Genomic DNA, 12944 nt, shown 5'->3' on the forward strand with positions numbered 1-12944 from the left:
AAGGTGCCGAACCGAGCCCGCCGGGACCGTCCCACCCGCCGACCGCGGGACACCGATTCCGCGGTGCCGTGGGCCGTCCCGCGTCGGAGGCGGTGGCCTGCCGGGCGACCACCCGGCGGGCCACCGCGCCCACGGCCGCGCGAGGCCGTCGCCGTGCCCCGGCCCCTGCGGCTGGCCGCCGCGTACGGGTGGCGGCTGCTGGTCGTCGGCGCCGCCGTGTACGTCGTGTTCATCGCGCTCGGACGGTTCCACCTGGTCACCCTGGCGGTGTTCCTGGCCCTGGTGCTCACCGCCCTCCTGGAACCGCTGACGAAGCTGCTGGACCGGTGGCTGCCGCGCTCCGCGGCGGTCACCACCGGTCTACTGGTCGGGGCCGTGCTCCTGTTGGGCGTACTGAGCCTGATCGGGGCCAACGTGGCCAGCGAGTGGCCCGGCCTGCGCGAAGTGTTCACGGGCGGCATCGCGAGGATCGAGCGATGGCTCGAAGGCCCGCCGTTCCACCTTCAGCACGGTTCCCTCGCCCACCTCCAGAGCTGGATCTCCCACTTCGTCTCCAGCAACCGCGCCAACCTGATCAACACCGCGGTGAGCGGGGTCGGCCGGCTCGCGGAGGTCCTGACGGTGGCGGTGCTGGCCGTGTTCTGCTCGATCTTCTTCCTGCACTCCGGCGGCGGGATGTGGCTCTGGTTCGGCAACCAGCTCCCCGAACGGGGACGCCGCTGGACGGGCACCGCCGGACGCGCGGCCTGGGCGACGTTCACCGGCTACACCCGGGGCATCGTGGTGATCGCCGCGACCAACGCCGTCCTGGTCGGCCTGGCCCTCTTCGGGTTGGGCGTCCCGCTGGTGCTGCCCCTCGCGGTACTGGAGTTCTTCGCCGCCTTCGTCCCGCTCATCGGCTCGCCGGTGGCCCTGGCGGTGGCCGCGGTGGTGGCCCTGGCCGCCAAGGGCCCCTTGGTGGCGCTGCTCGTCATCCTGCTCATCGTGGTCATCGGCCAGCTCGAAGGACATGTCCTGCATCCCGTGGTGATGAGCCGTGCGGTGCGGTTGCACCCGATGGTGGTGGCGCTGGCGGTGGTCTGCGGCGGCGTCACGGCCGGGGTGCTCGGCGCGGTGGTCGCGGTGCCGCTGGTGTCGGTGGTGTGGTCGGTGTACGGGGCGCTGCACAGATAGCGGCCGCGCCCTGGAACGGGACCGCGACGGCGCCTCGGCTGCTTTTCGCCCGCTTCGCCGAGGTGCCGCTGTTCTGGCGCCCGGACCTGTCCGTCCGGGCGGAGTCCGTCGCCGACATCCCGGACTACGACCAGGACAACCCGCAGGCCCGTGCCCGCGAGGGCGAATGGTTCCGCCCGGCGAGCACAAGGCGTTCGAGACGTATATGTCCCGTCGGTGAGGGGCGGCAAGGCCGTCCCGTGGGCGTGGGACCAGGCCCCGAGGCCCTCCGTCAGACTCCCGTTCGTTCGTCCGGTTCCGGTTCCGATTCCGGTTTCCGTTGTGGTGCTGGCGCGGTGGAGATCGGTGTCGTTCGGCGTGCCAGCAGCCAACGACCCGTCACGCCGGCGACCAGCAGACCGCCGACCATGGTGACCAGGGACAGGCCGGGGCCGGAGATCCAGTGCACATGAGTGGCGCGGGCGGCGAGTTCGACGGCGAGTGCCAGGGCGACGCCGGGCAGGGCGAGCAGCGCCGGCCGGGTGCGGCCGAGGTCGTCCTCGGCCAGGGAGCCGAGCACGCCGACGCCGAGGGCCAGGGCCCAGACACCCAGTGCCTGGGCATCGGCTCGGCCGACCGCCCAGGGAACGAAGTCCCCCCAGAAGCGGGGGGCGGCGAGCAGCCCGGCCCCGATGCCGAACCACGCCGAGCCCAGTACGGCCAGGAACGGCTTCGACCAGCCCGGCAGCGGTACCGCCCGCCGCCCCGGCCGCCGAGCCGGCTTGAGGTACTGCCGGACCAGACACAGCAGCGCACAGAGTGCGAGCAGTCCCAGCACGGCGACCCAGCCCAGGCTGAACAGGACGAGGAAGAGCGATCCGCCGCGGACCGCGTGGAGTTCTCCACCGTTGCGGATGCTGACGGCGAAGAGCCCGACGAGGACGATGACGAGTGGCAGGACGAGCGTCCGGACCTCCTCCCAGGCACGCGCCCGGCCGACGGCGAACAGCCCGGGCGTCACGCCGAGCATGGCCGCGCCGATCAGCCCCGGACTGAGGGGCTCGGGTGACTGCCAGGCGCCGAAGGTGTGTCCGGTGAGGTTGACGAGGGCGAGCACGCCGCCGGTGAGGAGGCTGACCACTGCCACGGTGGACGCCAACATCGTTGTACCGACGGCGAGTTCGCGTCCAACTGGTGGCGGCGTCGGCGTCGGCGTGGACGTCGGTGCCGGCGCCGGTATCGGAGCTGTGGTCGTGGCTTCGGTAGCCGGGGTCTCCGCTGACCTGGTCATCTGCGCTCCGCCTTCGGGCCGTTGGTGCCGTTGGTGCCGCGATACCGCTGTTGCCGTGACCGATCGATCGTTCGCCGGGCGACCGGCCGGCTCAGTTCACCGGCGTCCGGTCCCGCTCCGGGTTATGCGGGTCCCGTTCCGGATCCCGCTCCGGTTCGGGACGAGGGGTGGCCGCAGTCAGCCGCTCCCGCTTGCGCAGTTCGCGTCCGAACATCATCCGCAGGCTGACGATCGCGGTCGCCGTGAAGGCCAACATCCCGCAGCCGATGGCGACGCTCGCGGTCAGCGCCGTCCGAGGGTCGAGCCCCGTGAAGTGCTCGAACAGCAGCGCCGCGGCGGCGGAGAACGGGGGAGCCAGGCACAGCGCGGCCAGATGCAGTCGCCACTCCTCACGCGCCCAGCTCCTGCCGGCCCGGCCCGCCCGTCGTTGGCATACGAACATGGTGACGTAGGCGGCGGCGAACGGGACCAGGTAGGCGACCAGCAGGCGGAAGCCCGTGGCGCCCCATCCCAGAGAGGACTTGGCGATCCATACGAGTCCCGTCACGCCGGCCACCTGCGCCACGGCGAGCACCGGCATCGGCACCCACGTGCCCCGCACCCCCGGCGCCGTGTCCCGCTTGTCCATCGTGCGGGAGGCGAGCAGCGCTCCGAACGTGACGACCGCACCGAGGTGCATGATCGCGACCCGGTTGACGTCCTCCATGGAGAGGCCGGGCAGGATCACCGGCAGCGCGCCCCATGCCAGGCGCAGCAGCGGCGCGCTCATCAGGTAGGCGTAGCACAGCAACATCCACCGTTGATGCAGGTCGGGGAAGGCGCCGACGGCGGCGAGGATGCCGAACGTGACGCTCAGCACGGTGCCGACGAGGAGGGTGGCGAGCACGATCCAGAACGCCGGCCCGCTGAACGCGTCGCGCGGCGCGGTCCGCGCCAGGTAGAGCGCGGCGCCCGCCATCGAGGCGTACACCGTCAGCGCGTACACCACGCCGAGTACGCGGTGCAGCCGGATGCGCCGGCGGATCGCCGAGAGCAACTGCGCAGGCCCGAGCAGCATCAGCACGCCGCCCAGCACCGAATGGAAGATCATCGCGGCCAGGCTGCGGCCGTACGGTCCGATGCGGGTGGCGAGGGCGTCGGCGACATAGCGCGGCGACACCGCCCGGCCCAGCAGCCATTCGCCGAGGGCGGGCGCGCCCCGGTGCGCGTACGGCCACAGTTCGGTCATCGCGATCGGCGCGTACCCCACGCAGACGACGACCACGGCGATGGTGGCCGTGCGGCGCCAGGTGGCCCCCCTTGGACGGTTCATACCGACTCCCCTGGATCGCGGTGCTGCCCCGGCTGTCCGGCCCGGCGTCCGGCGTGCCCGGTGATAGTCCTAAGTGGATGGTCCTAACTGGACTGTCGAGAAGGTAGGGGTGGTCCGGGCCGTGGGTCAATGGTCCGTACGCCGTCTCCGGAACATATCGAGGCCGGGCAAGGGGAGTTGGCCGGAATCTGCCGAAGTTCGCATGGGGAAAGGCCCGATGGCGGCACGGGCGGATGGGGGTTGGGCGGTTCCCTGGTTCCGTGGTCGACGGGATGGGCGGATGGATGGACGGACGGACGGATGGATGTGGGTGTGGGAGTCGGGTGGCTTGCTCCCGCCTACTCCCCGCGCTGCTCCACCCACTGCCAGAAATCGATCATCATCTGCTCGTAACGGATGCCGAACTCCAGCGCCTCGCGCTGTCCCCGCGTCAGCAACTCGCCCACGCCCTCGGCGAGTTCCTCGTACTCGGCGAGCGTACGGCGGTGTTCGTCCAGCTGCACGGGGGAGTGGACCTCCGGTCGCCCGCCGAACCACAGCTTGAGGATGTTGCGCTCCCGCGCCTCGACCGGGAGGAACGTCGAGTCGGCGAGCCACTCCTCCAACGCCGCCCTGCCCGCGGCGGTGAGTTTCAGCAGCCGCCGGTTGCGACCGCCTGCCTGGCGGGATTCCGACAACAGGCCCGCCGCGACGAGCCGGTCGCACTGCGCGTAGACCTGCGCATGCGGCATCGACCAGAACGGCGCCACCGTGCGACCGGCCTCCACCTTGACGTCGTACGGACTGGCCTCGCCCAACTGGTCGATGAAGCCGAGCACGAGGAACGACGACGTGGTCAGGCGGGGGTCGGTCCCACGGGAATCAGCCATGCCGTGACCGTATCGCGACGAGGGGTCGGTGGAAGACGGCCCCGGGGGCCACGAACACCGGAACGACCCCGGGGCGGCCCAAGAGCGCGGCCGCGTTGCGCGGCCTCAGCCGGACACCCGCCGGCGCCCCCGCGGCGTCCGGCCCGTGTACCAGACCGCCGCGACCACCACCGCGCAGCCCACGGCCTGGGTCAGGGTCGGGCGTTCACCGATCGCCACACCCAACCCGAAGGCCATCACCGGCTGGAGCAGCAGCAGCGCGGCCCCGACGTTCGGTGCCAGTCGCGGTAGCGCCGCGGTGATCAGGAGCCAGGCGAGCACCTGCCCGACGAAGGCGAGGGCGATCAGCCAACCCCAGGCCGGCCAGCCCGGATTCAGATCGATTCCGGTCCACAGACCGCCCATCACCGCGGCCGCCGCCGCGGCCGCCGCGGTCGAGACGCACACCGGAGTGATGGTGTGCTCCCGTCCGCCGCCCAGTCGCATCAGGAACAGATATCCCGCATACGCCACCCCCGACGCGGTTCCGAACGTCACCCCGGCGACCGGATCGCTGCCGGACTGCGCGTGCCCGAGCGCTCCGCTCGCCAGCGCCACCCCCGCAAGCATCAGTGGTGCCATCAACAGGAACCGTCCCGTCAGCCGCGTCCCGGAGATCAGTCGGGCGAGTAACGGGAAGACCACGACCTGGACGTTGAGCAGCACCGTGGTCACCGACGCGCCGACGTTGAGGACGGCGGCCGCCCAGAACACCATGTCCACGCCGAGCAGCACCCCGGCCCCGATGTCCATCAGTCCGTAGCGCAACGGCCGCGCACCGACCCGCCGCAACTCCCGCCAGGCAAGCGGGACCAGCACGAACAGCGCCAACGCGCAGCGCAGAAAGGCCCCCGTCCCGGCGTCCGTCCCGGAGAGCTTCATGAAGATGGCCGAGGCGGAGATGCACGCCGATCCCGCGAGGGCCAGTACGGCCGGACGCCCCGCCTGGGCGGAGAGCGGGCCGGGACGCCGGCGCGGACCCGGCTCCGTATCCACCGCCCCCGCGCCCAGGCCCGTCGCGTGCTCTCCCGGCGTGATCGACTTGCTTCCGCGCGTCACAAAACCCATGCAACTCACTGTGCCTGGCCGGACCATAAACAAAAAGCAATGATTCAAGCCTGGTAATCGGTAGCATTCCTAAGGTGTTCAGCATCGACCGGCTCCGCGCGCTGGCCGCCGTCGCTGCCCACGGATCGATCGCCCGGGCCGCCCGCACCCTGCACATGACGCCCTCCGCGGTCTCCCAGCAACTGGCCAAGCTGGAACGCGAAGCCGGCCATGCCCTCCTCCAACCGCACGGCCGCAGCGTCCGCCTGACCCACGCCGGCCGCGTCCTGGCCGCGCATGCCGACCTCCTGATCTCCCAACTCGTCGCAGCCCAGGCGGATTTGGCGGACCTCGGGAACGAGGTGCTGGGCCCCCTCCGGATCGGCGGCGTCGGCAGTGCGGTACGCACCCTGCTGCCCGACGCGCTCGCCGCCCTCACCGCCGAGCACCCCCGGCTCACCCCCACCGTCGTCGACGGTGAGGCGATCCACCTGCTGCCCCGTCTCGTCCACGGCGAACTGGACCTCCTCCTCGTCGAGAGCTGGACCACCCGCCCCCTCGCCGTCCCCGAGGGCATCACCCTTCGCACCGTCATCAGCGAAGAGGTCTACGTCGCCCTCGCCGAGAACCATCCGCTCGCCGACCACACCGCCGTCGACCTCACCTCCCCAACCGACCTCGCCGCCCTCACCGGCACCGCCTGGGCCTGCTGCCCACCCGGCACCGAGGCGTACGAGGCCCTTGTCCAGACGCTCCGCACCCGAGGCATCGAGCCCGACATCCGCTATCTCCTCACCGACCACCTCACCCAACTCGCCCTGGTCGCCCGGAATTTGGCGGCCTGTCTCACGCCCGACATGTCCCGGTGCCCCACCCCGCCCGGCGTGCGTTTCCTCCCCACCCGCCCGGCTCTCCGCCGCGACATCCGCGCCGCCTGGCCCACCCGAGCACAGAGCCCACCGGTCCGCGCCTGCCTGGACGCGGTCGCAGTCGCCGACGGCGACGGGTGACCGGCCCCCACCGGCCTCGGCCCTACGGCCGACCAGCCACCCGACGCCATTCAGCCGTCGCCCGTCACCCGTCGCCGCTCACCGGTTACGCCTCCCGGGCCACCCTCTCCTCCCACGGGATCCGGTGGAAGTGCAGCGCCCGGAACATCTCCTCGGGCGCCGGGAGCGCCCCCGTGGGTGCCTCGCTCTTGCCCGCCTTGACCTTGTTGACGGCCGCGGCGTTCAGGCCGATCGCCTCCACGCGCGGGCGCCGCAGTGCTTCGTAGGCGGCGAACGCCTCGCCGTGCGTGGGGAGATCGCGCAGACAGCGGGCCAGTTCGACCGCGCTCTCCATGGCCAGTGAGGCGCCCTGCCCGGAGCTGGAGGAGGGCGCGTGCACGGCGTCGCCCACCAGCACCATCCGTCCGCGGTGCCAGCGCGGTACGGACGGCATCCGCTCCATCTGGCCGACCGCCATCAGCGAGTCCGGGTCGGTGTGCCGGAGCATCCACTCGCCCGGGACATGGCCGGCGTACAGGTCGCGCAGCTTGTCCAGCCACTCGGCGCCGGACACCCGCGCCAGTTCCCGCCGGCTCGGCGGGACGTCCGCGGGCAGTCCGCCGAACCAGATCAGCCGCCCGTCCGGACCTCGCCAGTAGCCCATGAAGGCCCGGCCGAACGTGAAGTACATCGTGCCTGGTTCGCACTCGATCTCGATCTCGCTGTCCGGAGCCGCGTAGCCGCCGAAGCTCAGCACTCCGCCGTACTCGGGCGCGGGCGCCTGGGGATCGATCACCGTGCGGACGGTGGAGCGGATGCCGTCGGCGCCGATCAGCAGGTCGGCGGTGGCGGAGGTGCCGTCCGCGAAGTGGGCGGTGACGCCGTCGGCCGTCTCCTCGGCGCCGACCAGTCGCTTTCCGTACGTGAACGGGATGCCCTCGGCCAGTGCGTGATCGGTCAGGGCCCGGAACAGGCGGTCGCGCGGCATGGTCATCGTGGCCGGGAGTTCGGGGAAGCCGTCGAAGCGGGTGAGGTGGTTCCCCGCGCCGTCCGCCATCACCGAACCGGGGACCGGCTGTCCCACCGCCCGCACCGCCGCGTCGGCGCCGACCGTCGCCAGTGCCGCCAGTCCGTTCGGCGCCAGGCCCAGCCAGGCGCCGATCCCGTCCGAGGCGGTCGGGTACGCCTCGTAGACCGTCGCCGCGATGCCTGCCTTGCGCAGCGCGAGCGCCGCGACCGGTCCGGCCACCCCGCCGCCGACGACGAGCGCCGTCCGCACCCCGGCGTCGTGCCCGCCGGGCCCGCCACGTCCATCGAGCCCACCACGCCCATCGAGCGCGCCGGAACCCCCGTTGTCGTCCATATCCCCTCCAGGGAGAACGCGTGAGTTGCTGTGGCGCTCATAGTTGCAAAGAAACTAGTCTCACTGCAACTAGTTCCGCTGGTGACTACCATGACCTGCATGAACGCCTCTGTGAAGAGCTCGCCGCTCGGCCTGACCGTTCTGGTGCTGCTGCACCACCGGCCGCTGCACCCGTACGGCATCCAGCAGTTGCTCAAGCAGTGGGGAAAGGAGCAGGTGGTCAACGTCGGCCAAAGGGCCGGGCTCTACCGCACCATCGAGCGGCTCCAGGCCGGCGGGCTGATCACCGTCCGGCACACCGAGCGCGATCAGCAGTACCCCGAGCGGACCGTCTACGAGGTCACCGACGAGGGGCGGGCGGTCACACGGGAGTGGCTGGAGCAGATGCTGTCGGTGCCCAAGGCGGAGTTCCCGGTCTTCCCGGTGGCACTGTCGAACATGCTGATGCTCGGCCCGGACGAGGTGGCGCCGATCCTGGAGCGGCGGCTGGAACGGATCGCGGCGCAGCGCACCGGGCTGGAGCGCCAGAACGCCGAAGTCCCGCCCGGACTCCCGCGCATCACGCTGATCGAGAACGAGTACCTGCTCGCCGTCCTCGGCGCCGAGGAGCGCTGGCTCCGCGGGGTGATCGGCGACCTGCGGGACGGCAGTCTGACCTGGTCGCCGGAGATGCTGGCGGCGTTCGCGGACGCGCCCCCGCCCTCCTCCGAATAAACGGGGCTCCGAAGAGACGGACCGCCGAACAACGGGGCGACACCACCCCGCGCCGTGGGCGAAGCGGCGGCGCGTGGGTGGTGGGCAGCGCGTCCGGTGCCGTCGTGCGCCCCTGGCCGCGCCGTTGGAGTCGTCGCCGGCATCGGGCAGGGTGCAGAGGTCCGTGATCGGCTCCGAAAGGATGCAGCATGACCTTGCGCAAGCCCACCGTAGGCGCGTCCCTGCTGACGGCGGCCGGACTGCTCGTCGGAGCCGCGCCCACCGTGACCGCCGCGCCGGCGAAGTACACGCATGCCGCCGCGGCGCTGCAGTTCCGAAAGGCCGGTGTCGCCTGGACCTCGTCCGGCCGGTGCAGCGACCGCAACAACCGCACCTGCACGTCCTTCGACCGGATCAACAGGTCCACCGTCGCGGGCGTGATCGCGTTCAAGCGGGCGAGCCGGTGCGCGGTGACCGTCACCGCCGGCACGGAGAAGGGGCACCGGTCCAGCAGGTACAGCCACTGGAACGGCTACAAGGTCGATGTCCGTGTGACCCCGTGCGTGGACGGGTACATCGCCGGCCACTTCCGTTATGCGGGCCGGCGGCCGGGCGATCAGGCGAAGACGTACAAGTCGCCTGCGGGCAACGTCTACGCACGCGAAGTCAGCCGGCGCGGCACCCACTGGGACATCGTCTACTTCAACGGCAACCGTTGACCGGCGGCGGGCCCGGCGACCGGCCTCGCCGGCCGCCACCGACCTGCCAGGCCCATCGGCCTTCACCCCGCGCCGATCAGAACGCCGCGGCCACCAGGCGCATGTAGCGGGGCCAGTCCCAGAGCGGGCCGGGGTCGATGTGGTCGGCGCCGGGGACCTCGCTGTGGCCGATGATGTGGCGGCGGTCGACCGGGATGCCGTAGCGGTGGCAGATCGCGGCGGTCAGGGCCGCCGACCGCTCGTAGAGCGCGGCGGTGAACCACCGCGGTTCGTCGACCCGCCCCTCGTGCTCCACGCCGATGCTGCCCCAGTTGTAGCTGACGTTCCCGGCGTGCCAGGCAACGTCGTGCTCCCGTACGGACTGGGCGAGGTGGCCGTCCTCGGAGCGCACGGTGTAGTGGGCGGAGGCACGGTAGCCGGGGCGGCCGAAGAGCATCAGGGTGTCGGGGAACGTCTCCTGGGTGACGTGCACGATCACCATCCGGACCGGATGACTGGCCGGCCGGTCGGCGGGGGTGTAGTTGGTGATGTCGGCGGGGACCCACTGTGCCTGTGGATAGCCCGACGCCGTGCGACCGGCGCCGGGGTTGGGAGCGGTGCCGGAGCCGGCACAGGCGCTGGTGGCGGCGAGCGCGGCCATGCCTGTCACCAGATGCCGTCGGCTGAGCGCGGGCTTTGCACCGTTCACCGTTGCCCCCGCGGCCCGGGGGAGAAGCGCGGACGCACCGTGGAACGCTCCTTCCGGCCTCAACGCCTGATCCTGACCCCGGCTCTGACACATGGGGAACGGGTGACTGCCGCCCCGAAAACTACCCGCGACCTGTCCGGGGTGCGGGCTCCGACACGGAGCATGGCGGCCACGGCGGCAAGCGGATCTTCGGGGCGGGCCGGGCATCGGGCATCCGCCCCGTATGACCCCTCCAGCGGTCGTACGGGGCCGTCGTGGTCGGTGTCAGAGGGGGAGGACGACGCGCATGTCGAGGCCGCCGCCTTCGCGGGGTTCGGCGGTGATGGTGCCGTCGTGGGCGCGGACCACCGAGCGGACGATGGACAGCCCCAGGCCCACCCCCTTGTCGCTGCCGGTCCGCTCCGTGCGCAACCGACGGAACGGCTCGAAGAGGTTCTCCACCTCATACGCCGGCACCACCGGCCCCGTATTGGAGACCACCAGCACCGCACTCCCCGGCTGCGGCTCGGTGGACACCTCCACCCAACCCCCCTCCGGGATGTTGTAGCGCACCGCGTTCTGCACCAGATTCAACGCGATCCGCTCCAACAACACCCCGTTGCCCTGCACGGACACCTGCTGCCGCACCCCCCGCAGCTGCACCCCCTTGCCCTGCGCCTCCTCCCGCGTCTGATCCACCGCCTGCGAAGCCACCTCCGACAGATCCACCGGACGCCGATCCACGATCTTGTTCTCACTACGCGCCAGCAACAGCAGCCCCTCCACCAACTGCTCACTGCGCTCATTGGTCGCCAACAACGTCCGCCCCAGCTGCTGCACCTCCGGCGACGCCTGCGGATCGGACAACTGCACCTCCAACAACGTCCGATTGATCGCCAACGGCGTCCGCAACTCATGCGAGGCATTCGAGACGAACCGCCGCTGCGACTCAAACGCCCGGTCCAACCGGTCCAACATCTCGTCGAAGGTGTCCGCCAACTCCTTCAGCTCGTCATCCGGACCCCCCAACTCGATCCGCCGATGCAGATCCGACCCCGCCACCCGCTGCGCGGTCCGCGTGATCCGCCCCAACGGCGACAACACCCGCCCCGCCATCGCATAACCGAACGCGAACGCCACGATCGTCAAACCCAACAACGCCAGCAACGAACGGTTGAGGAACTGGCTCAGCGCCAGCGAGCGCTGGTCCTGGACGCAGCTGCTGATCGCCGCGTTGATCTCGCCGACCGTGCCGGAGGTCGGCAGGACGGGGCAGTTGACGTTGCTGACCCGGAGGTTGGTGCCGAAGACCCGGAAGTCCGGGGTGCCCTCCTTGAGGGTCTCGGCCGCCAGGAAGTAGATGATCGCCAGCAGGACGACACCGGCCATCAGGAACATGCCGCCGTAGAGCAGCGTGAGCCGTATCCGGATGGTGGGCCGCAGCCACGGCACGGGGCGGCGCGGATCGGGCAGCGGGACGCGGGGGGCCTGCGCGACGACGGGACGGGGCGGCACGGCGGTGTGCGGGGAGTTCGCCACGGTGGTCAGCTCCGATGCCCCTGCCGCGCGGGTACGGGGGGCGGGTGACGGGATGGCGGGTGGGCGCACGGTGGTCCTCTGGTTCTTCCTCAGGTGTCCTGAGGCACACGAAAGTTGCCAAGACGCACCCATAGTGCTCAAAGAGCCCGTAAATCGGCAGTAAGCAAGGGGAGCGTGGTGGCTGTGAGGCGACGACTTCAGCTCGTTGCGGCCCCGATGGGTACGGGGCCCGGCCATCGTTTTCGATAAATGTCAGGCCAATGCGTTACTGTGCGTGCTGTACTTGCCATAAGCGGACATACGGATACACAGGGGTGGGCATGCAGAAGGGGGTCGCACGGCGCACCGGTGCCTCGCTCGTGGCCGTGGCCGCACTGGCGGGCGTGGCGAGCTGCCAGCAGACTTCCGGGAAGGCCGACGGGCCGGGCCGCAGCGCCGAGCGCACTCCGGTGCAGGCGCTCGACGCCGCGTACCGGAAGACCGCCGCGGCGAAGTCGGCCAAGGTCACGATGAGCATGTCGATGCCGGCGGGCCTGCCGGACGGCGGCGAGACGAAACTGTCCGGCGTCATGGGGTGGGACCCGATGGTCATGGACGTGACCATGAGCGAGAGCCCGCTCGGCGGCAGGTCGGACGGTGCCGAGAAGTCGCACATGGTGTGGCTCGACGACACCGTCTACGTCGATCTGGGCAAGCCCTCCGAGGCGTTCGGCGGCAAGCGCTGGGGCAAGTTCGATCTGCGGGCCGCCGCCGCTCAGTCCGGCGACAACGCACTGATGCGGCAGGTCACCGCGGGCCTGGACGACATGAACCAGGACCCGGCGCAGCAGCTCGCGCTGCTGCTCGGCTCGCCGGACGTCAAGCACCTGGGCACGGGCGAGGTCAACGGCGAACGCGCCGAGCACTACCGCGGCTCGCTGGCCGTCGAGGACGGCCTCGCCTCGCTCAAGTCCGTCAAGCACCTCACCGACGAGCAACGGGAGAAGCTCGTCGCGAACGTCAAGAAGTCCGGCATCAAGAGCTACGACTACGACGTCTGGGTCAACGGCCACGACTACCCCGTGAAGATGGCCGTGGACGTCAAGACCCCTCAGGGCACCGTCAAGTCCACGGCGGACTACTCCGACTACGGCACCAAGGCGGCGGTGCAGGCCCCGCCCGCCGCCGACACCGCCGATGTGCTGGCGGCCCTGCGGGACCTGCTGGCGCAGGGCGGCTGACCTGCGGCGGAACCGGTTACGTCCCGGCTGCGGAGAAGCCGGTG

General features: G+C 71.1%; 12 protein-coding genes. 5 read left to right on the forward strand and 7 right to left on the reverse strand.

Annotation, left to right across the window (positions count from 1 at the left end; genetic code table 11):
• The first annotated feature begins 153 nt into the window (after window positions 1-153).
• A complete protein-coding gene (locus tag K2224_RS31210) occupies window positions 154-1173 on the forward strand; it encodes an AI-2E family transporter (protein ID WP_221910548.1) in 1020 nt (339 codons plus the stop codon).
• Window positions 1174-1444: 271 nt separating this feature from the next.
• Here the strand turns inward: K2224_RS31210 and K2224_RS31215 are convergent, their stop codons facing one another.
• The 4 genes from K2224_RS31215 to K2224_RS31230 form a co-directional block, all read right to left on the reverse strand.
• Window positions 1445-2314, reverse strand: a complete 870-nt coding sequence (locus K2224_RS31215; protein ID WP_221910549.1) for a hypothetical protein — start codon at window positions 2312-2314, stop codon at window positions 1445-1447.
• A 220-nt stretch (window positions 2315-2534) separates the two neighbouring features.
• Complete coding sequence (locus K2224_RS31220; protein ID WP_221910550.1) at window positions 2535-3755, reverse strand: DUF2306 domain-containing protein; 1221 nt, start codon at window positions 3753-3755, stop codon at window positions 2535-2537.
• A gap of 338 nt (window positions 3756-4093) precedes the next feature.
• Window positions 4094-4624: a PadR family transcriptional regulator gene (locus tag K2224_RS31225; RefSeq protein ID WP_221910551.1), complete on the reverse strand. Its 531-nt coding sequence runs from the start codon at window positions 4622-4624 to the stop codon at window positions 4094-4096.
• Window positions 4625-4729: 105 nt separating this feature from the next.
• Entirely contained in the window at window positions 4730-5731 is a 1002-nt protein-coding gene (locus K2224_RS31230; RefSeq protein WP_260693576.1) for a DMT family transporter, read from the reverse strand.
• Window positions 5732-5805: 74 nt separating this feature from the next.
• On the opposite strand from K2224_RS31230, the gene K2224_RS31235 reads away from it, so the two are divergent.
• Window positions 5806-6720 carry a LysR family transcriptional regulator gene (locus K2224_RS31235; protein WP_221910552.1) on the forward strand — a complete coding sequence of 305 codons (915 nt, stop codon included), beginning with the start codon at window positions 5806-5808 and terminating at the stop codon, window positions 6718-6720.
• Window positions 6721-6805: 85 nt separating this feature from the next.
• Here the strand turns inward: K2224_RS31235 and K2224_RS31240 are convergent, their stop codons facing one another.
• Window positions 6806-8062, reverse strand: coding sequence for an FAD-dependent monooxygenase (locus K2224_RS31240; RefSeq protein ID WP_221910553.1), 1257 nt, complete (start codon window positions 8060-8062; stop codon window positions 6806-6808).
• A 99-nt stretch (window positions 8063-8161) separates the two neighbouring features.
• Here K2224_RS31240 and K2224_RS31245 point away from each other — a divergent pair, with 99 nt between their 5' ends.
• The gene (locus K2224_RS31245) at window positions 8162-8776 is read left to right on the forward strand and encodes a PadR family transcriptional regulator (RefSeq protein WP_398192937.1); all 615 of its coding nucleotides are present in this window, start codon (window positions 8162-8164) and stop codon (window positions 8774-8776) included.
• 188 nt (window positions 8777-8964) lie between these two features.
• Window positions 8965-9474 (forward strand): hypothetical protein, encoded by a 510-nt coding sequence (locus tag K2224_RS31250; RefSeq protein WP_221910555.1) that lies wholly within the window; start codon window positions 8965-8967, stop codon window positions 9472-9474.
• A 76-nt stretch (window positions 9475-9550) separates the two neighbouring features.
• Here K2224_RS31250 and K2224_RS31255 read toward each other — a convergent pair whose 3' ends face one another.
• Together K2224_RS31255 and K2224_RS31260 are read right to left on the reverse strand one after the other, a co-directional pair.
• Window positions 9551-10114, reverse strand: a complete 564-nt coding sequence (locus K2224_RS31255; RefSeq protein WP_221912054.1) for an N-acetylmuramoyl-L-alanine amidase — start codon at window positions 10112-10114, stop codon at window positions 9551-9553.
• Window positions 10115-10426: 312 nt separating this feature from the next.
• A complete protein-coding gene (locus K2224_RS31260) occupies window positions 10427-11656 on the reverse strand; it encodes a sensor histidine kinase (protein ID WP_399021260.1) in 1230 nt (409 codons plus the stop codon).
• A gap of 344 nt (window positions 11657-12000) precedes the next feature.
• On the opposite strand from K2224_RS31260, the gene K2224_RS31265 reads away from it, so the two are divergent.
• The gene (locus tag K2224_RS31265) at window positions 12001-12900 is read left to right on the forward strand and encodes a hypothetical protein (protein WP_260693577.1); all 900 of its coding nucleotides are present in this window, start codon (window positions 12001-12003) and stop codon (window positions 12898-12900) included.
• Window positions 12901-12944: the final 44 nt, after the last annotated feature.

The organism is Streptomyces sp. BHT-5-2 (genome assembly GCF_019774615.1).
In the GTDB taxonomy this organism is placed as follows: Bacteria; Actinomycetota; Actinomycetes; order Streptomycetales; family Streptomycetaceae; genus Streptomyces.

Bases quoted from the DNA above. Each gene is read 5' to 3' on its own strand.
- K2224_RS31230 (WP_260693576.1), bottom strand. From the start codon at position 5,731: ATGGGTTTTGTGACGCGCGGAAGCAAGTCGATCACGCCGGGAGAGCAC.
- K2224_RS31215 (WP_221910549.1), bottom strand. From the start codon at position 2,314: ATGTTGGCGTCCACCGTGGCAGTGGTCAGCCTCCTCACCGGCGGCGTG.
- K2224_RS31255 (WP_221912054.1), bottom strand. From the start codon at position 10,114: ATGGCCGCGCTCGCCGCCACCAGCGCCTGTGCCGGCTCCGGCACCGCT.
- K2224_RS31220 (WP_221910550.1), bottom strand. From the start codon at position 3,755: ATGAACCGTCCAAGGGGGGCCACCTGGCGCCGCACGGCCACCATCGCC.
- K2224_RS31245 (WP_398192937.1), top strand. From the start codon at position 8,162: ATGAACGCCTCTGTGAAGAGCTCGCCGCTCGGCCTGACCGTTCTGGTG.
- K2224_RS31240 (WP_221910553.1), bottom strand. From the start codon at position 8,062: ATGGACGACAACGGGGGTTCCGGCGCGCTCGATGGGCGTGGTGGGCTC.
- K2224_RS31250 (WP_221910555.1), top strand. From the start codon at position 8,965: ATGACCTTGCGCAAGCCCACCGTAGGCGCGTCCCTGCTGACGGCGGCC.
- K2224_RS31265 (WP_260693577.1), top strand. From the start codon at position 12,001: ATGCAGAAGGGGGTCGCACGGCGCACCGGTGCCTCGCTCGTGGCCGTG.
- K2224_RS31225 (WP_221910551.1), bottom strand. From the start codon at position 4,624: ATGGCTGATTCCCGTGGGACCGACCCCCGCCTGACCACGTCGTCGTTC.